Below are 19,774 nucleotides of genomic sequence, written 5' to 3' on the forward strand. Positions count from 1 at the left end.
CAATCGTTGAGAGCTAATTAACTCAAATTTTTAATCAAAAATACGACATCATTTTGGAGAGGCTTTCAACGAAATTAACTCTACAGCTTACCGATTTAAAGTTTGAATCGAAAGGCCTTAAAACTATTAGAATTAACAACCCACTCTTCATAGGATAGCAAATTTCTTATTTCCTGGCTCAAAATAATAGAAAGATTATCTATTGTAATCGTTAATTTTTATTAATCTCTTGGGGTTCTCCCCGGCTGAAGTCTCCCGCCTAGGCGTTAATCACTAGATGGGGCAAGGTTTTTTTCAAGCTGGAAATGGAGGAAACTGATGCAGGAGGGTTGAGGAGAGCAGTTACTCATCGGTTATAAATGACACTTCTCTCGAATCAACTGCTACAATAGATCACCATTAACTTCTGTTTAATCCTTCACAGCAAAATCTTTTGGGTATGAGTTCGATCATTAGCCTATTGCTACTTGTCATTTATGGAGGCGGAATCTGGAAGTTTTGGAGTGGGTTTGAAAAGACCAACTTCAACCGCAGTTTCCAGAATCGTCTGATCCTTTCATTATTCTGGCCTGTGTTAGTGTTCAATTCCTCCTATCGGAAAAACTTTACCAAAGCATTAAAAGGCTCAAAATAGAGATAAATCTATAATGAATGGCTAAATCTTCTAATCCATCCAATTTTTTTAATTTATCCGTAGGGTCTGACCCCTTGGAAACGGCACTGGCGACCGTTGCCCATCGTTTTAACCGAGAATATCAAGGGGGTGCATTTGATTTGCCCCCGGAAGTAGAAACCCTAGAAATTTTTCGCGATCGTATGGCGGGAACTTTAGCAGAAAAAATCACTTCCCCTTTTTGGGAAATTGCCAAACCTCACAAAAATCAACGCTGTTTAGATATTGGTTGTGGGGTTAGTTTTCTCATCTATCCTTGGCGAGATTGGGACGCTTTATTTTATGGGCAAGAAATTAGTACCGTTGCCAAAGATGCTTTAAATGTTCGAGGCCCCCAGTTAAATTCTAAACTGTTTAAAGGAGTAACCTTAGCACCGGGTCATCAACTACAATATGAAGCTCATCAGTTTGATTTAGCGATCGCAACGGGATGGAGTTGTTACTATCCTCTGAGTTATTGGGAATTGGTTTTAAAAGAAGTTAAACGAGTGGTTAAACCGGGTGGAGATTTTGTGTTTGATGTGTTAATTCCCGATGCCGAATTAGCCGAAGATTGGGCAATCTTAGAAACCTATTTAGGCACAGAAGTATTTTTAGAACCCTTAGACAATTGGGAAACCCTTATTAAAGCAACAGGTGCTAAAATTTTAAAACGGAAGCCCGGAACGTTATTTCAACTTTATAAAATCCGCTTTTAAACGGAATCATGATCATTGACCTGTTGTTAATTGGTGCATTGGGATTTCTAGGAAGTTTTGGACACTGTTTGGGAATGTGCGGCCCCTTAACCGTTGCCTTTTCCTTTTCCGATGAATCTTTACCGACTCGTAAAATTCCCTTTCAATTTTATCTGTTATTAAATTTAGGTCGAATTCTCAGTTATGCCTTGGTTGGGGCTCTCATTGGTGGAGTAGGTTCGGTCTTAATTGCCAGTGGGCAAATGGCAGGAATAGGCAGTTTTTTTCGCCAAGGAATTGCCATTTTAACCGGAATATTATTAATTATTTTAGGATTAGCTCAAATTAACCCCACAATCTTTCATCGCTTCCCGATTATTCATCCTTTATCTCCCCAAAATTTGCATCATCACCTGAGTAAACTCATGGTGAATGTTTCCTTACAAAAGCATTTTTTTACTCCCTTATTATTAGGATTAATTTGGGGCTTTATTCCCTGTGGCTTTCTCTATACCGCCCAAATTAAAGCCGCAGAAACAGGCAATATTGGCTGGGGAATATTAACGATGTTAGCCTTTGGTTTAGGAACCTTCCCAACGATGTTAGGGGTGGGATTATTAACCGGAAAATTCACCGCAGACCGTCGTAGTCAACTGTTTAGACTGGGGGGATGGATTACTTTATTAATCGGAATTTTAACCTTATTAAGAACCGGAAATCATGTTGATTATTCTGGTTATGGTTCCTTAATTTGTTTAATAGTTGCCTTAATTGCTCGTCCTATTAGTCGGTTATGGTCACAACCTTTAAAATATAGACGAGTGTTTGGAGTGAGTGCTTTTATCTTAGCCGTTGTTCATACGGTACAAATGTTAGATCATACCTTTCAATGGAATTTAACCGGGTTTGACTTTATGATTCCTCAACATCAAGGCGGAATTATAGCCGGAGGATTGGCTTTTTTATTAATGGTTCCTCTGGCGATTACCAGTTTTGATAAAATTCAAAATCAATTAGGTATTCTTTGGCGTAGAATTCATTTATTAGCGGTTCCAGCCTTTATTTTAGCGGTGATTCATACTCTCTTAATTGGGTCAAACTATTTAGGCGGATTTGAATTAACCCTAATGATTAAAATTAGAGTTGCATTGCTTCTATTGTTAAGTTTAGTGGTATTATTAATTCGCTATCAAACCGTTTGGTCATTCTTTGGGTTAAAAAAGTTATATGTTGCACCCCTTAAACAAAAATAAGTCCTTAAAATTATTATTAATTCTGGGAACATTATTCGCCTTCCCACCGCTACAAAAATCTCCCTATATTAACCCAGCAATCGCTCATGAAGTAGAAGTTTCTGGGGATGTAGCGGTAACATTTCACCTCGAACCCAATCATAATCCCCGTGTCGGACAAAAAGCAACGATATGGTTTGTTTTAACTCGTCGGGGAGGACAAATGATTCCTTTATCCCAATGTAATTGTCAATTGTCAATTTATCGAGAACCCAGAAAAGCCACTGATAAACCGTTAATTCAGCCTCAACTCAAAGCAATTTCCGCCGAAAAATATCAAGGTATTCCCGGAACCGAGGTGATCTTTCCCACAGTGGGAATTTATCAATTGGAATTAAAAGGAACTGCTAAAACTAACAATAGTTTTAAACCGTTTAAAGCTGATTATTCGGTTACGGTTCGATAAGTATCCAAACATCATTATTTACACATTTATAATTCCCTGTTCCTTAGTGCAACTTTGGGATCTTGATGAAGAACCAATTAGCAAAGTGGTTGCAGCCCGGATGCGACTGGTAAGGCGTAAATTAGCCAGCTATAGTGCTATATAACTGTGATTGCCCGATTGAAACGGTTCCTGGTCAAGGTTATCGATTTTTAACCCAAGTAACAGAAGTTCGTTAAAGCGTAATGGTTACGGTAAAGCACTAAGATTTTGGCATGAACGGTAGTTGAGCTTGTCGAAATGTTCTCGGTTCGCTGTTCTCGCTTCAAATCGTGCTATAACAGTGATCAACACCTATTCTGCGTACTGGATTCGTCTCACGCCTAAACTTTTTTGTTGGGCTGTCAGTAAGGAAAACTTATGATTTGAATTTGAAGTTATTAGACATCTCCATGTAAAGCGATCACAAGTTGATGCAACTTTAAGGATAGAGTGAAGTACATAAGATTTTGAATCTTAATAGATCTTGGTCTATAGAACTTACTGCGGGACAGCGACACCTTCCCGTCCTATTCGGAGAGTGCTCATCTCTGAACTTCCTGCTGACAGGTGTTCGTCTAAAACCTATGCTGTAGGGGTGAATCGCTGCATCCTTACTTTTTAAAACTCACTTATCACAATAATCAGTCTTCTTTAGAGAAGGCAGGAGGAGGTATTCGTGGATTTTTTTTCCTTGTTTGTAATGGACTTCATTAAGCAATTGCAGTCCCCCACACTCGGCTTTTTGATTGGTGGGATGATCATTGCTGCCCTTGGTAGCGAATTGGTAATTCCAGAGTCAATTTGTACGATCATCGTCTTCATGCTACTCACCAAAATCGGTCTGAGCGGTGGTATTGCGATCCGCAATTCCAACCTAACAGAGATGATTTTACCTGCACTATTTTCTGTAGCAGTCGGGATTCTGGTTGTATTCATCGCACGCTATACCTTAGCCAATCTGCCAAAGGTCAAAACCGTTGATGCAATTGCGACCGGGGGATTGTTTGGTGCGGTGAGTGGCTCTACCATGGCTGCCGCCCTGACACTACTGGAAGAAGAAAAAATCTCATACGAAGCATGGGCTGGCGCACTCTATCCCTTCATGGATATCCCCGCGCTCGTAACTGCAATTGTGGTGGCTAACATTTATCTCAACAAGAAAAAACGTAAGGTAGAAGAAGAGTCTCTCAGTAAGCAGGAGTATCTTAGCAAGCAAGAGTATCTCAGTAAGCAGCCCGTTGCGGCAGGTAATTATCCCGATCAGCCAGAATATCCTAGCAGTCGGCAAGAATATCTCAGCCAGCAGAAGGCCTCTCGGGATAATGGGGTTAAGATCTGGCCGATCATCGAGGAAAGCCTTCGGGGGCCAGCTTTATCAGCAATGTTGTTAGGCCTCGCTCTTGGACTGTTCACCCAGCCAGAAAGTGTCTATAAAAGCTTCTACGATCCCGCCTTTCGTGGCTTGCTTTCGATTTTGATGCTGGTCATGGGTATGGAAGCTTGGTCGAGAATTGGCGAACTGCGTAAGGTAGCCCAATGGTACGTTGTGTATAGTGTGGCTGCACCGTTTGTACATGGATTAATCGCCTTCGGTCTCGGCATGATTGCCCACTACGCCACCGGATTCAGCATGGGTGGTGTTGTCATCTTAGCTGTTATCGCTTCCTCTAGTTCAGACATCTCAGGCCCACCTACGCTGCGCGCCGGGATTCCATCAGCCAATCCCTCTGCTTACATTGGTGCTTCCACCGCCATCGGTACACCCGTTGCGATCGGCTTGTGTATTCCGTTCTTTATCGGGCTTGCCCAAGCGATCGGTGGCTAATCTCAGACGAGCTACGGTCTGTTGGTACTCCCTTGACCTGGCAGACCAAGCAACTGAACATATAAGATCAATATATCTTAGGTAAGGAGGTAACCAATATGGCAAAGCCAGCCAAAAAGCTTGTCATCGTCACGGAAAAGATTCTGTTGAAAAAGATTGCCAATATCATCGATGAATGCGGGGCAAATGGTTATACGGTGGTGGAGACGGGTGGTAGAGGCAGTCGCAATGTGCGCTCATCGGGACAACCTAACGTTTCCGACACCACGGCGAATATAAAGTTTGAAGTCCTCACCCCAGATCGGGATATGGCTGAGAATATTGCGGATCAGGTCGCAATAAAGTTCTTTATGGATTATGCGGGCATTATCTATATTTGTGACGCAGAGGTACTGTACGGGCACAGTTTCTGTGGGCCAGACGGCTGTTGAATCAAGATGACGTAGACACAAAAAGCCGGGGCATGACCCCGGCTTTTTAGCTTCTTCCGCAAGAAGCCGGATTTAAAAATGTCCTAACCGTAATGCGTCGTGCTATAGCCGCATTTCTGGCTTGCGGGACTTGGGTTTAAACCCAATTTTTTCGATAAACTACAATTAGACTTCGACCTAATATTCTCCAGGTTAGAAAATAGAAATAATCTTACTCAAAACCATCATAGCGAAGCTCAAAAACTTAGAAAGCAAAAATAATGTTTAAAACGACTCATCCATTACAGCGTCTTCTACAGTATGCTCGACCCTATCAAAAAACCATTGGGTTAGCAACGCTTTATTCAATTTTAAATAAAATCTTTGATTTAGCTCCTCCGGTTTTAATTGGCTGGGCTGTTGATGTGGTGATTAATCCTAAAACTTCTTTTTTAGTCAACTGGGGAATTCAAGGAGCGTTTAATCAACTGTTGTTTTTATCGATATTAAGTTTAATCATCTGGAGTTTAGAATCGCTTTTTGAATATGCGTATAAAATCCTCTGGCGCAATTTAGCCCAAACCTTACAACATGATTTAAGATTAGAAGCCTACGGACATTTACAAGAATTAGAACTTGCCTACTTTGAAGAACGCAGTAGTGGCAGTTTAATGTCTATTTTAAATGATGATATTAATCAGTTAGAACGATTTTTAGATATTGGTGCGAATGAAATTATCCAAGTCATTACAACAGTAATTGTAATTGGGGCAGCCTTTTTTATTTTAGCACCGAGTGTGGCTTGGTGGGCAATGTTACCGATGCCATTTATTGTTTGGGGTTCCGTTTGGTTTCAAAAATTACTCGCCCCTCGTTATGCCGATGTTCGGGAAAAAGTGAGTTTACTGAATGGACAATTAGCCAATAATTTAGGCGGTATTACAACGATTAAAAGTTTCACGGCTGAAAACTATGAAAGTCAACGGATAAATTATCATAGTGAAGCCTATCGTCAAAGTAATAAACGGGCAATTACCTTATCTTCGGCTTATGTTCCCGTGATTAGAAGTTTAATTTTATTTGGATTTATTGCAACTTTATTATTAGGGGGATTACAAGTTACTTCAGGACAATTAGCTGTCGGAACCTATAGCGTTTTAGTGTTTATTACCCAACGGTTATTATGGCCGTTAACTCGGTTAGGAGATACCTTTGATCAATATCAACGGGCGATGGCTTCTGTTAACCGGGTGATGAATTTACTAGATACTCCGATTGAAATTCATCCAGGGGATATTCCTCTTCCTATTTCTGCTGTTCGGGGAGAAATTGAATTTAAAAATATCTATTTTTCCTATAAAAATCGCTATCCCGTGATTCAAGATTTATCCCTCAAAATTCCAGCAGGGAAAACGATTGCAATTGTCGGTTCTACGGGATCGGGAAAAAGTACCTTAGTTAAATTGTTATTACGATTGTATGAAATTAATGCAGGAGTGATTACCCTAGATGGAATTGAATTAGATCGCTTAAGGTTAGGAGATTTACGGCAAGCCATCGGGTTAGTTAGTCAGGATGTTTTCTTATTTCATGGAACCGTTGCTGAAAATATTGCCTATGGAACCTTTGATGCGTCTTTAACTGATATTATTGCAGCCGCAAAAGTGGCAGAAGCCGATGAATTTATTAACGATTTACCATCAGGATATGATACAATAGTCGGAGAACGGGGTCAAAAATTATCCGGTGGACAACGACAACGGATTGCGATCGCCAGAGCCGTGTTAAAAAATCCCCCGATTTTAATCTTAGATGAAGCGACTTCTGCGGTGGATAATGAAACCGAAGCCGCCATTCAACGTTCCTTAGAAAAAATTACCAAAAATCGCACCACAATTGCCATCGCCCATCGCCTTTCAACGGTTAGAAATGCCGATTGTATTTATGTGATGGAACACGGTAAATTAGTGGAATCAGGAACCCATGAAAACCTTTTAGAAGCACCCGGTATTTATGCGGGGTTATGGCGGGTGCAGTCCGGTTTAAATTAGCCCGTGGAACAGGCATCTTGCCTGTTAACTTAACAATAGGCAACCAGGAAATGCTAGAATAATCAGTGATTTATTCAAACCCTATAAATTTTCGTAACCATATCCTGCTCTTGCCATGTTAAAAGCTCTGTTGGGTGATCCGAATGCGCGTAAACTTAAAAAATATCAGCCTCTTGTCACGGATATCAACATTTTAGAGGAAGAAATTCAAAGCCTCTCGGATGATCAGTTGCGGGCGAAGACAGGAGAATTTAAGGAAAAATTAGCCAAAGCTCGAAACCGAGACGACGAAAATCAAATCCTCGATGAAATTCTCCCCGAAGCCTTTGCGGTGGTTCGAGAAGCTGGAAAGCGAGTTTTGGGGATGCGACACTTTGATGTCCAACTCCTAGGTGGCATTATTCTACACACGGGGCAAATTGCCGAGATGAAAACCGGGGAAGGTAAAACCCTGGTTTCCACCCTTCCCGCCTATCTCAACGCTTTAACGGGAAAAGGAGTTCACGTCATCACCGTTAACGATTATCTCGCCCGTCGGGACGCGGAATGGATGGGACAAATTCATCGTTTCCTTGGCTTGAGTGTAGGGCTTATCCAACAAGATATGAGTCCCGATGCGCGCAAAAAAAACTACAACTGTGATGTTACTTACGGAACAAACAGTGAAATGGGGTTTGATTACCTGCGCGACAACATGGCAACTTCAATGGATGAAGTGGTGCAGCGCCCCTTTAACTATTGCATTATTGACGAAGTAGACTCGGTTTTAGTCGATGAAGCTCGGACACCGTTAATTATTTCCGGTCAAGTGGAACGTCCGAGTCAAAAATATATGCGGGCGGCGGAAGTTGCCCAAATGATGCTAAAAGAAGAACATTATGAAGTGGATGAAAAAGGCCGTAATGTTCTGATGACCGATGAAGGGTTTGCTAGAGCAGAAGAACTATTTGGGGTTCAAGATTTATATGATCCCAATGATCCTTGGGCACACTTTGTTTTTAATGCTCTAAAAGCCAAAGAATTATTTATTAAAGACGTTAACTATATTGTGGGCGGTGGGGAAGTCATTATTGTTGATGAATTTACCGGACGGGTGATGCCGGGACGGCGTTGGAGTGACGGGTTGCACCAAGCTATTGAAGCGAAAGAACGGGTGGATATTCAACCGGAAACCCAAACTTTAGCCACCATTACTTATCAAAATTTCTTCCTGTTATATCCGAAATTATCGGGGATGACGGGAACGGCAAAAACCGAAGAAGCGGAATTTGAACGTATCTATAATTTGCAAGTTACTATTATTCCGACTAACCGGGTTACGGGACGGCAAGATTTACCTGATGTGGTGTATAAAACCGAGGAAGGAAAATGGACTTCTATTGCCGAAGAATGCGCCGATTTGCATAAAGAAGGTCGCCCGGTTTTAGTGGGAACCACCAGCGTTGAAAAGTCAGAAATTCTGTCTAATTTATTACAACAACGCAAAATTCCCCATAATTTATTAAATGCTAAACCGGAAAACGTAGAACGGGAATCAGAAATTATTGCCCAAGCCGGACGCAAAGGGGCTGTAACTATTTCCACTAACATGGCTGGACGAGGAACGGATATTATTTTAGGGGGAAATGCGGAATTTATGGGGCGGCTAAAAATGCGCGAGTATTTGATGCCAAAAATTGTTAAACCCGATGATGAACGGGAATTAGCGATCGCGGGTGTACCCGGTAGTCGTCGCCCCGCCGCCCAGGGATTTGATATGAGTAAAAAACCGAAAACCTGGAAAGTGGCGACGCAATTATTCCCCACAGAATTATCAAAATCTACCGAACAAAAGCTAAAAGAAGCCGTTGATTTTGCTGTGGGAGTGCATGGAGAACGCAGTTTACCGGAGTTACAAGCGGAGGATTTATTAGCCGTCGCCTCGGAAAAAGCTCCTACCTCTGATCCGGTGATTCAGAAACTCCGCGAGGTGTATAACTTGATTGTTAAAGAGTATGAAAACTTCACCAAGCGAGAACATAACGAAGTGGTGGAACTAGGTGGACTTCATGTGATTGGAACAGAACGCCACGAATCTCGACGCATTGACAACCAACTGCGGGGACGGGCTGGACGACAAGGCGACCCCGGTTCAACGCGGTTTTTCCTGAGTTTACAGGATAATTTATTACGGATTTTTGGCGGTGATCGGGTTGCGGGATTAATGGATGCTTTTAATGTTGATGAAGATATGCCCATTGAGTCTCGATTATTAACGCGATCGCTAGAAAATGCCCAACGGAAAGTCGAAACTTACTATTACGATATTCGTAAACAGGTGTTTGAATATGACGAGGTAATGAACAACCAACGACGGGCAATTTATGCGGAACGTCGCCGGGTTTTAGAAGGGCAAGATTTGAAAGAACAAGTGATTAAATATGGCGAACAAACGATGGATGACATCGTAGAAGCTTATATTAATCCTGATTTACCGTCGGAAGAATGGGATTTAGAAAATCTGGTGAGTAAAGCGAAGGAATTTGTTTATCTTTTAGCCGATTTAACCGCCGATCAATTTGTAGATTTATCGGTGGATGAAATTAAAACTTTCCTCCATGAGCAGTTACGCAATGCCTATGATATTAAGGAAGCACAAGTCAATCAAATTCGCGCTGGCTTAATGCGGGAAGCAGAACGCTTTTTTATTCTGCAACAAATTGATACGTTGTGGCGGGAACATTTACAACAAATGGATGCGTTACGCGAGTCCGTCGGCTTGCGGAGTTATGGACAAAAAGACCCCTTAATCGAATACAAGAGCGAAGGCTATGAATTGTTCTTGGATATGATGACCGATATTCGCCGAAATGTTATCTATTCCATGTTCCAATTCCAGCCTCAACCCATGACAGCCTAGGGGTTTAGGTCGGTTTTAGAATTTCTTAAGATAGAGATTCCTCACTTTTTTCTTGACATCCCAAAATTATCGTGTATATTTGAGGAGTGTGAGGAGTGAGGTCTGAAAAGAAAAAGCACTTGGGGTCGAAACTCGGCCAGACTCCCAGGTGCTTTTTCTATTAATAATTCCAGCCAAAAACCGTCCAGGAATCGCCAAAAGTTAACGACTAACTTGCGGATCAGCAATATATTGAAAATCAGGTTCCGAATTCCAGGGGCCTCGACTATCTTGACCATTGCTGGAGAGATTATAGTAAATATTAACCGTTTCATCCGGTTGAATATTTCCAAATAACGGATCTGTTAATTTCCCTAACGAATCTAAGGCTTTCATAAACATTTTGGTATGGGAAACTTCACGGGTCAGTAAATACACTAAGGTATCTTTTGTACCGGGGTCAGGCGCTAATTTAATTAACTCTTCATAGGTTTGTCGAGCCCCGGCTTCCGCCCCAATATTAGCGCGTAAATCTCGAACAACATCGCCTCCTTCATTCACATAGGCGGCTGTCCAAGCTTGACCTTGAGAATCTAATAAATGGGGGCCCATTCCTCGAACAGTAAATAAGGTACTTTTAAACGCTTCCGTTTGATCGACATTTTTTGTATGGGCTTCTATCAGTTTCCCTACCATTTCTAAATGCCCAAATTCTTCAATGGCAATATCTTGAAGCATATCTCGAATACCGGGATTTTCCACATGAAACGATTGTACCCAATATTGCAAAGCTGCCGTTAACTCCCCCGTCGCTCCCCCAAATTGTTCGAGAAGTAATTGGGCAAAACGAGGATTCGGTTCATCAATATTGATTCCTTTTTCAATCGGTTCTTTCTTATGAAAAAACATGAAGTTCTCCTAATTGAATCAGCTAATAAAACTCAGAAATCACATTAAAAATTGCTAAAATGTGTTCTATCTATGGAGTAGTGTATCAACTTCCTCTTGACCTAACCTCTGTCTCAATACCGAGTTAAAATTTTCTTAATTTATACCCAATGAAAGAGGGGATCTTTAATTCATCGTCGCTCGGTAATACGGTCTTGACAGGGGTAATTTTTAAGGCAGATCTGCGGGTTCAGAATTAGGTTTTCCTTCCTTTAGCACTAAAAATATTGAACCCCAAACATAAAAAATTCCCGTGACTAATAACAGCAACATTAATGGGGTTAAGCCTGCAAACGGAGTGATCACTAGCATTAATAACAAACTGAACATTAATAGAGGAAATGCTTTATTTTTCATTGATATTTCTCCTAAATTTCCTATTAGTATCTCTGACCTTAATCAAATTTTCCTCTATCTGGGTGTGGAATTTTGTATCTCTGCTGTATCCCTTCTTCTGCTCAAACTTCAGGGAATTAAGTAATTTTACTTAATCTTGTTTATTAAGAGAATTCTTAATAATTTAAATCAAAAAATGCACCCTAAAATTCTGTTTTGAATATTGCTATTCAACCGGCTTTAAAATTTTAAGTTCCGATATAATATAAAAGCCTGACAGCAAGTAGGAATAATAATGAGCAAAATTCCACAAATTACTCTCTTATTCTGGATTATGAAGATCTGTGCAACCACTCTGGGAGAAACCGCAGGAGATCTTTTATCAATGACCCTGAATGTCGGTTACGGAGCTAGTTCTCTAATTTTGATAGGGATATTTTTAGCCACCCTGATTATTCAATTAGTCTCAAAAAGTTATCACCCTATCCTATATTGGACTGTGATTCTTTCAACAAGTACGGCGGGGACAACGATTTCTGATTATATGGATCGTACTTTGGGGCTAGGCTACGCCAAGGGTTCTTTAATTTTAGTCACCATTCTCGTGGCTATTTTTATGTTCTGGAAATACCGTTTTGGGACTTTATCGGTTACTAATATTAACACCCTTCCACTTGAAATCCTTTATTGGACTGCCATTTTATTTTCCAATACGTTAGGTACAGCATTGGGTGATTTTCTAGCGGATAGTTCCGGCTTGGGATTTGCAGGAGGAGCTTTGTTAATTGCGAGTTTACTCGGTTTAATATTAGCAGCGAATTATTTTACTGAAATTTCTAAAGTTGCGTTATTTTGGATGGCATTTGTTCTCACCCGACCCTTTGGGGCAACATTGGGAGACGTTCTAACAAAAACTCACGAGAAAGGCGGTTTGGGTTATGGAACCATTGGCTCATCTATTGTTCTTTTATCGATATTGGTAGCTTGTATCTTATTCACTACTTTACAGCAAAGAGGAATAACAGCCACGAAAATTGCTGACAATGAATAATATTTCGCGGATTGAAAGTTGAAGCGAACTCCCTCTGGGAGTATAAAAAATCAGGGTGTTTTGAATAGGGACAACAAAGCAACTTTTGTAGAGCTTGAAGCCACCCTATAAAAGTTGCACAATACCATTATTTTGTCAATGTGTAAGTCCTAGAATTCTAAAATTAAGAGAGCTTGTTATAAATCTTAAATTTAATTAATTATTCTTTTTTATTCTCCGTAGGGTATAAATTTGTTCCTGTCCTCAAATCACGCTAGAATAGAACTACTCCGCTATAATTCTACTTCTCCCGAAGATCACCCGTGAAACTATCAGGTCGATATAAGTTCTGTCCCTCAAATAACTCACAGAACGTAGTCCTTTAAGGTGTAGCAACTCTCATCTCTAGGTTATATTGATCTTTTTATGAATTACTAAAGCTTAACGGACTCATCCTAAAATCAGTGCATAAGGAAACTAATATGATTGCCTTGCCCGGATATCAAATTTTAGCACAAATTTATGAAAGTATTAACTCCATTGTTTATCGAGCCATTCGAGAAAAAGATAATTTACCTGTTATTTTGAAAGTGCTTCAAGGAGAATTTCCTTCACAGTCCGATCTGCAAAAATATGAGCGAGAATATAAAATCCTGCACTGCTTCAATTTAGAAAGCGTTATTAAAGTTTATGAACTTCAAACCTATCAAAATACTTTAGTTATGGCTTTAGAAGATTTTGGCGGAGAATCGTTAAAAATCTTATTAGCAACCCAAAAATTTACCTTATTAGGGTTTCTAAATATTGCAATAAAAATTGCCCAAGGATTGCGAGAAATTCATGCAGCCAACTTAATTCATAAAGATATTAATCCCTCTAATATTGTTTTTAATCCGGCTACAGGACAAGTTAAATTAATTGATTTTAGTATCTCTAGCGGATTAACTCAGGACTCTTTACGTTTACATCCCCCCCAAAATTTGGAAGGAACCCTCGCCTATATTTCACCCGAACAAACCGGGCGGATGAATCGCTCTGTTGATTATCGCACGGATTTTTATTCGCTGGGAGCAACCTTCTATGAACTATTAACTCAACAGGTTCCCTTTCCTACGGGTGATGCGATGGAAGTCGTTCATTCTCACCTGGCTAAACAACCGATTCCACCTCATGAAATTAACCCCGAAATTCCCCCGATTATTTCTGAAATTGTCTTAAAATTATTATCCAAAACTGCCGAAGAACGTTATCAAAGTGCCTGGGGATTAATTGCTGATTTAGAAAAGAGTTTAAAACAAGTTCAAGCGACAGGAACTGTCAGTCAATTTCCATTAGGAATGCAAGATATTTCCGATCAATTTAAAATTCCTAAAAAACTCTATGGCAGAGAAACCGAGATTGACACTTTAATGCAAGCCTTCGATCGGGTGAGTCAAGGAAAAACTGAAATGATGTTAATTGCCGGATATTCCGGTATTGGAAAATCGGTTTTAGTTCAAGAAATTTCTAAATCAATTATTGATCAACACGGCTATTTTATTAGTGGTAAATTTGACCAATTTCAACGCAGTATTCCCTATTCTGCTTTGGTCAGTGCCTTTTCAGAATTAGCAAGATTGCTCTTAAGTGAAACTCAACAGCATTTAGATCAATGGCGGGAAAAACTGTTAGAAATTTTAGGGCCAAATGGACAAATTATTATTGATGTGATTCCCGAAATTGAACTGATTATCGGAACCCAACCCCCAGTCTTAGAATTAGGCCCTGCGGAATCTCAAAATCGGTTTAATTTAGTCTTTCAAAACTTTATTCGTCTGTTTTGCCAACCCGAACATCCGTTAGTCATTTTTCTCGATGATTTACAGTGGGCTGACTCCGCCACCCTAAAATTAATTAAATTAATGTTAACGGATGATTCAACTCCGTATTTATTTTTAATTGGCGCTTATCGAGATAATGAGGTCAGTCCAACCCATCCGTTAATGATGATGTTAGAAGTGTTAAAATCTGAGTCTTTCACCTTAGAAAATCAACAGCATTCTCATCACTTAGTTCATGAAATTCATTTAACCGCTTTAAATTTAGAACAAGTCACTGAACTCCTAGCCGATACCTTACATAGTGATCGTACCACTGTTCAACTCTTGGCAGAATTAGTGTTAGGAAAGACCGCCGGAAATCCATTTTTTGTTAATGAATTTTTCAAAACCCTCTATCAAGAGAAACTCCTCACATTCAACTCAGAACGAATTGCTTGGCAGTGGGATTTAGACGAAATAAAAGCTCTCGATATTACCGATAATGTCGTTGAATTAATGATTGGAAAATTGCAAAAACTTCCCCTAGAAAGTCAACAAGTTCTGCAATTAGTCGCCTGTGTCGGGAATCAATTTGATTTGAATACCCTATCGTTAATTTATGGCAAAGAATCCTTGGGAACCTTTCAAGATTTATTACCGGCTTTAAAAGAAGGATTAATTAAACCCTTATCCGATGCTGATAATTTAAAACCCGAACAAATTAATCCTTATTTAGTCTTAAATTATAAATTTCTCCATGACCGAGTACAACAAGCTGCTTATTCCTTAATTGCCAACTCTCAAAAACAATCCGTTCATCTCACTATTGGTCGGTTACTACTGGCAAATACTCCCCCTCAATATTGGTTAGAACGGGTTTTTGATTTAGTCGATCATCTCAATGTCGGTCGATCTTTAATTACCGATGAACAAGAAAAATTACAACTGGCAAGTTTAAATTTAGAAGCGGGAAAAAAAGCCAAGGATGCCACGGCTTATAGCGCCGCACGGGAATATTTAAGAGCAGGAATTGAAACTTTGCCCGGTGATATTTGGGTAGAACATTATCCTTTAGCCTTTATCCTTTATCGAGAACAGGCAGAAGTTGAATACTTAAATGGAAATTTTGCAGACAGTGAAACGTTGATTCAATTAATTTTAGAAAAATCCCAATCTGTTTTAGAAAAAGCCGAAGTTTATAATCTTCTTTTAATTCAATATACCTTACAATTAAAATATGAATCCGCCCTCAATGCCGGGATTAAAGCCTTAGCTTTATTGGGGTTAGATATTCCCACAGAAAACCTACAAACAGTCATTTCCCAGGAATTAGAGTATCTCCAAAATCAACTTAATCTTAATAGCTTATCAAATTTAGTTCATCAAAGCCCCATTGTTGAACCAGAGCCCAAAATTATTTTAAAATTACTCAATAATTTAGCACCATCCGCCTATGTCAGTAATCCCAGTTTATGGACAGTTATCATTCTCAACGGTGTAAAAGTGGCTTTGGAATTTGGTTATAGTCCAGAAGCCGGATTTTTCTATGCGACCTATGGAATTTTACTCGCGACGCTGTTTAATCAATATCAAACTTCCTATGAGTTAGGTCAACTGGGATTAAAGTTAAATAAAAAGTGGAATTATCCTATCTATAAGGTGGCTGCGTCCTCAATTAGTTGCCTCAATTATTGGTTAGAACCCCTTAAAAATTCTAATGCCTTGGGCCATGACGGTTATCAATCGGCTTTAGAATCAGGAGATTTACAATATGCAAGTTATATATTAAATAATCAATCTTTAAATTTAATGGTACAAGGAGTCAATCTGCCAAAATTTTTAGTTGAAGTTAAAAACTATTTAAAATTTAGTAAAAAAGCAGAAAATCAGTTAGTGATTGATAGTTTAACGGGACTGCGAGGCATTCTCCTAAATTTAATTGGTGAAACCCCCAATTTATCATCCTTTGATAGTTTAGAAATGACCGAAGTTTATTATTTGAAGAGTAGCCAAGATCATCAAAAATTTTACTCTCTCGGTCTTTATCAAATTTTTAAAATACAAGTGTTATATTTATATGGCGAAGTAGAACAGGCTTTACAATTAGTCAAAGAGACTGAACCGTTACTGCAATTTATTGTTGGCTTAATTTCGGTGACAGAATATTATTTTTATTCATCTTTAACCTTTATTGCCAATTTAGACCGGGTTTCAGCATCAGAACAGGAAGAATTGTTAGAGAAAATCAAGAGTAACCAAGAAAAATTTAAACAATGGTCAGAAAATTGTCCTGCTAATTTCTGGGCTAAATATCTGTTAATAGAAGCAGAACTCGCTCGATTTTCGCAACGTTCTTTTGAAGCCATTGATTTATATGAACAAGCCATTTCTACCGCCCAAGAAGCTGGATTAATTCAAAATGTAGCTTTAAGTCATGAACTCACAGCTAAATTTTGGATGACTCACGCAAAAGTTAAATATGCCAATCTTCACCTACGAGAAGCGTATTATAGTTATCAACGTTGGGGTGCAATTCGGAAAGTAGAACAGTTAGAAACCCAATATCCTCAACTCAAACAGTTAGGGTCGCTTAAAAGCTCTTTATTTGAAGCCCAATCTATTACCTTAAATACCTCTCACGGTAGCCGTTTAGCGTTGCTGGATTTAAGCACAGTGATTAAAGCATCCCAAGCGATCTCGCGTGAAATTGTTTTAGAACGATTGTTAGGAAATTTAATGAAGATTGTGATTGAAAATGCCGGAGCTCAAAAAGGCTTTTTAATCTTATATCAGGGGGAAAAATTAGTGATTGAAGCTGAAGCTTCAACGGATATCGAAGATGTGATTGTTCATCCTAAAACTCCTGTTGAAACCTGCAACTATTTACCCTTAACGGTGATTTATTATGTTGAACGCACGAGTCAAGATGTGGTGTTAATGAATGCCACTCTGGAAGGACAATTTACCCATGATTCTTATATTAATTCCCATCACGTTAAATCAATTTTATGTACCCCGATTATTAGCCAGGGAAAACTTTTAGGAATTTTATATTTAGAAAATAACTTAACGGCGGGGGCTTTTACCTCTGAACGAATTGAAGTTTTAAACTTACTGTCTTCTCAAGCAGCTGTTTCTTTAGAAAATGCTTTGTTATATGCCTCCGTTGAAAATAAAGTTCAAGAACGTACCCAAGAAATCAATGAGAAAAATTTACGTTTAGAACAAGCGTTAACTCAACTACAACGCACCCAAGCTCAACTGATTCAAAGTGAAAAAATGTCTTCTTTAGGACAAATGGTGGCAGGGGTAGCCCATGAAATTAATAACCCGGTCAGCTTTATTTATGGGAATCTTACCCCCGCCAGTGAATATGTGAAAGATTTATTGCGATTAATTCAAGTTTATCAACAGGAATATCCTCAACCTCAACCTTTAGTCGAAGAAACGATTTTAGATATTGATTTAGAGTTTCTCGTAGAAGATTTACAAAAACTTTTAGTATCCATGAAAGTGGGTGCTGAACGCATTCGTAATATTGTTTTAAGTCTGCGAAATTTTTCTCGTTTGGATGAAGCCGAGATGAAACCTGTGGATATTCATGAAGGTATTGATAGCACCTTAATGATTTTACAACCTCGACTGCGAGCTTCTACCCATAGCGGAGAAATTGAAATCATTAAACAGTATGGTCAACTTCCCAAAGTCAACTGTTATGTCTCCCAATTAAATCAAGTGTTTATGAATATTATTAGTAATAGCATTGATGCTTTAGAACATCGTCGCAGCTTGATGAATCCTGGGGATGCACGACCCACTATTATGATTTCTACCCGTTTAATTGATAATAATAAAGCCAAAATTTCTATTTTAGATAATGGTTCAGGGATGAGTCCAGATATTTTGCAACGAATCTTTGATCCCTTTTTTACCACAAAACCCGTCGGTAGTGGGACGGGCTTAGGACTATCAATTAGTTACTCAATTATTGTTGATCGTCATCAAGGAGAAATGAGTTGTACTTCTACCCTTGGGGAAGGCGCAGAATTTACGATTTTAATTCCCATCCATTGAAAGTTTTGGGGACTGAACGCTCTTGATCGATGACGGGGTGGTCATCAGTTAATAACAAAAGGGATGGGAAAAAAGTTATGAAATTCATTAACCGGATCAAGCTGAAAAAAGAGACGTGATTGTTTATGAAAAATCCCCAGCTTTTGGTTGACTGGGGAAAGCGCGAATTGAGAACGTGCGATAGTGTTTTTAATATAAGCGGACAAGATTGGCTGACACATCTACCTTTAGATAGATATGCCAACTGAATTAATTTTCCAGTCCATTTATAGGGAACGTTCAATAGCCCGTCCAGCATCTTCTGCGGTGTCCTGAGCTTTATCTACACCTTGTTTGGCGTTATTTTTGAGGTTCCGAAGTCCCCGTTGGGTTCCCCCTCTCCAATCGTCCGCTACTTCACTAACAGAGTCACCAATACTTTCAGATAAATCTTTCACCCGTTCAGGAAAAGGCTTGCCATTTTTGTAATTTTCAACGAATTCTTTAGGGTTGTTGACTTTACTAATATTGGATTTAGCATTATCAACTAACGCTTTTCCTTTTGCTTCAGCTTTGCGGTTAGGGGTGTCCGTGTCGCTATAAGGGTACATTCCCCCTTTCTGTTCCGGTTGAACCGGGTTATAAAGTTCAGTTTTATATCCTTTTGTTTCATTAATACTACCTTCTCCTGATAACCGAGCCGTTGGAGGATTACTACTACAAGCGGTACTGATAAACAGTAATGATCCTGCTAAAAAAACACCGACAATACTTTTTAAGGAAATAGAGCGCAAAGCTTGAATTAATTTTTTCATGTTGATAACTCCTAAAGTAGCATTCAAATCATTGAATTTGCTTTTATTACTCTCTTAGCTTAAGAATATTTAATGTTTTGAACCTCTAACTCAGGGATGAAATTTGATGAGTTCCTAAAAGTTGATTCTACTCATTTCGGTAAAAAGCAGGTTAAAACTTTAGGAAATCGATTGTATTCTTAAACCCTCATTGAATTTATCAGAAGATGTAGAGTGTCCTGTCTTTAATTTTTCCAAAAAACATCTATCTTCAGCAAGAAACAGTGTTCCTTTGAAACTATCTTTTAATATCGGGTCTGGGGTGTGAGATGGTCAGAGAAAATTTTACCCGCGTTTCTATCTATTCCTTTATCCTCTCCATTCAACTCCCCTGGGAGAAAATGCAGATGGGCCTAGTATTCATGACAACCTTGGCAACTCTACGCTGAACCGATATCCTGATTCAGCAGACCCGGAAACAGTTTTTCGGCAACCGAGCAACCATTTTTGTCTCCCTACGCTAATTTATAATTGAGGGAGCAGATTAACGATGCTCTACCCCCTGATAGGAACCAAAAACA

General features: G+C 39.3%; 12 protein-coding genes. 9 read left to right on the forward strand and 3 right to left on the reverse strand.

Annotation, left to right across the window (positions count from 1 at the left end; all coding sequences use genetic code 11):
• Positions 1-651 precede the first annotated feature (651 nt).
• The 7 genes from PL9214_RS21720 (at position 652) to secA (ending at position 10,254) form a co-directional block, all read left to right on the forward strand.
• Positions 652-1,371 carry a class I SAM-dependent methyltransferase gene (locus PL9214_RS21720; RefSeq protein WP_072720846.1) on the forward strand — a complete coding sequence of 240 codons (720 nt, stop codon included), beginning with the start codon at positions 652-654 and terminating at the stop codon, positions 1,369-1,371.
• Positions 1,372-1,379: 8 nt separating this feature from the next.
• Positions 1,380-2,603 carry an urease accessory protein UreH domain-containing protein gene (locus tag PL9214_RS21725; protein ID WP_306341366.1) on the forward strand — a complete coding sequence of 408 codons (1,224 nt, stop codon included), beginning with the start codon at positions 1,380-1,382 and terminating at the stop codon, positions 2,601-2,603.
• Positions 2,578-3,048 carry a hypothetical protein gene (locus PL9214_RS21730; protein WP_072720847.1) on the forward strand — a complete coding sequence of 157 codons (471 nt, stop codon included), beginning with the start codon at positions 2,578-2,580 and terminating at the stop codon, positions 3,046-3,048. The genes PL9214_RS21725 and PL9214_RS21730 overlap by 26 nt, the downstream gene beginning before the upstream one ends.
• Before the next feature lie 697 nt (positions 3,049-3,745).
• Positions 3,746-4,894 (forward strand): sodium-dependent bicarbonate transport family permease, encoded by a 1,149-nt coding sequence (locus PL9214_RS21740; RefSeq protein ID WP_072720848.1) that lies wholly within the window; start codon positions 3,746-3,748, stop codon positions 4,892-4,894.
• Between the two features lie 98 nt (positions 4,895-4,992).
• Entirely contained in the window at positions 4,993-5,325 is a 333-nt protein-coding gene (locus tag PL9214_RS21745) for a P-II family nitrogen regulator (protein WP_072720849.1), read from the forward strand.
• A gap of 260 nt (positions 5,326-5,585) precedes the next feature.
• Complete coding sequence (locus PL9214_RS21750; RefSeq protein ID WP_072720850.1) at positions 5,586-7,355, forward strand: ABC transporter ATP-binding protein; 1,770 nt, start codon at positions 5,586-5,588, stop codon at positions 7,353-7,355.
• Positions 7,356-7,470: 115 nt separating this feature from the next.
• Positions 7,471-10,254 carry a preprotein translocase subunit SecA gene (secA, locus tag PL9214_RS21755; RefSeq protein WP_072720851.1) on the forward strand — a complete coding sequence of 928 codons (2,784 nt, stop codon included), beginning with the start codon at positions 7,471-7,473 and terminating at the stop codon, positions 10,252-10,254.
• A gap of 201 nt (positions 10,255-10,455) precedes the next feature.
• Here the strand turns inward: secA and PL9214_RS21760 are convergent, their stop codons facing one another.
• Both PL9214_RS21760 and PL9214_RS21765 read right to left on the reverse strand, forming a co-directional pair.
• Positions 10,456-11,142: a manganese catalase family protein gene (locus PL9214_RS21760; protein ID WP_072720852.1), complete on the reverse strand. Its 687-nt coding sequence runs from the start codon at positions 11,140-11,142 to the stop codon at positions 10,456-10,458.
• A 210-nt stretch (positions 11,143-11,352) separates the two neighbouring features.
• Positions 11,353-11,538 (reverse strand): hypothetical protein, encoded by a 186-nt coding sequence (locus PL9214_RS21765; protein ID WP_072720853.1) that lies wholly within the window; start codon positions 11,536-11,538, stop codon positions 11,353-11,355.
• A gap of 274 nt (positions 11,539-11,812) precedes the next feature.
• On the opposite strand from PL9214_RS21765, the gene PL9214_RS21770 reads away from it, so the two are divergent.
• Positions 11,813-12,568, forward strand: a complete 756-nt coding sequence (locus PL9214_RS21770) for a COG4705 family protein (RefSeq protein ID WP_072720854.1) — start codon at positions 11,813-11,815, stop codon at positions 12,566-12,568.
• Between the two features lie 461 nt (positions 12,569-13,029).
• The gene (locus PL9214_RS21775; RefSeq protein WP_072720855.1) at positions 13,030-18,420 is read left to right on the forward strand and encodes a trifunctional serine/threonine-protein kinase/ATP-binding protein/sensor histidine kinase; all 5,391 of its coding nucleotides are present in this window, start codon (positions 13,030-13,032) and stop codon (positions 18,418-18,420) included.
• Between the two features lie 266 nt (positions 18,421-18,686).
• On the opposite strand, the gene PL9214_RS21780 is transcribed toward PL9214_RS21775, so the two are convergent.
• The gene (locus PL9214_RS21780; protein ID WP_072720857.1) at positions 18,687-19,214 is read right to left on the reverse strand and encodes a hypothetical protein; all 528 of its coding nucleotides are present in this window, start codon (positions 19,212-19,214) and stop codon (positions 18,687-18,689) included.
• Between the last annotated feature and the right edge of the window lie 560 nt (positions 19,215-19,774).

Source organism: Planktothrix tepida PCC 9214, from assembly GCF_900009145.1.
Lineage (GTDB): Bacteria > Cyanobacteriota > Cyanobacteriia > Cyanobacteriales > Microcoleaceae > Planktothrix > Planktothrix tepida.

What these genes read in the sequence shown, in the direction of transcription:
- PL9214_RS21720 (WP_072720846.1), top strand. Translation starts at nt 652, where the DNA reads ATGGCTAAATCTTCTAATCCATCCAATTTTTTTAATTTATCCGTAGGG.
- PL9214_RS21725 (WP_306341366.1), top strand. Translation starts at nt 1,380, where the DNA reads ATGATCATTGACCTGTTGTTAATTGGTGCATTGGGATTTCTAGGAAGT.
- PL9214_RS21730 (WP_072720847.1), top strand. Translation starts at nt 2,578, where the DNA reads ATGTTGCACCCCTTAAACAAAAATAAGTCCTTAAAATTATTATTAATT.
- PL9214_RS21745 (WP_072720849.1), top strand. Translation starts at nt 4,993, where the DNA reads ATGGCAAAGCCAGCCAAAAAGCTTGTCATCGTCACGGAAAAGATTCTG.
- PL9214_RS21750 (WP_072720850.1), top strand. Translation starts at nt 5,586, where the DNA reads ATGTTTAAAACGACTCATCCATTACAGCGTCTTCTACAGTATGCTCGA.
- secA (WP_072720851.1), top strand. Translation starts at nt 7,471, where the DNA reads ATGTTAAAAGCTCTGTTGGGTGATCCGAATGCGCGTAAACTTAAAAAA.
- PL9214_RS21760 (WP_072720852.1), bottom strand. Translation starts at nt 11,142, where the DNA reads ATGTTTTTTCATAAGAAAGAACCGATTGAAAAAGGAATCAATATTGAT.
- PL9214_RS21765 (WP_072720853.1), bottom strand. Translation starts at nt 11,538, where the DNA reads ATGAAAAATAAAGCATTTCCTCTATTAATGTTCAGTTTGTTATTAATG.
- PL9214_RS21770 (WP_072720854.1), top strand. Translation starts at nt 11,813, where the DNA reads ATGAGCAAAATTCCACAAATTACTCTCTTATTCTGGATTATGAAGATC.
- PL9214_RS21775 (WP_072720855.1), top strand. Translation starts at nt 13,030, where the DNA reads ATGATTGCCTTGCCCGGATATCAAATTTTAGCACAAATTTATGAAAGT.
- PL9214_RS21780 (WP_072720857.1), bottom strand. Translation starts at nt 19,214, where the DNA reads ATGAAAAAATTAATTCAAGCTTTGCGCTCTATTTCCTTAAAAAGTATT.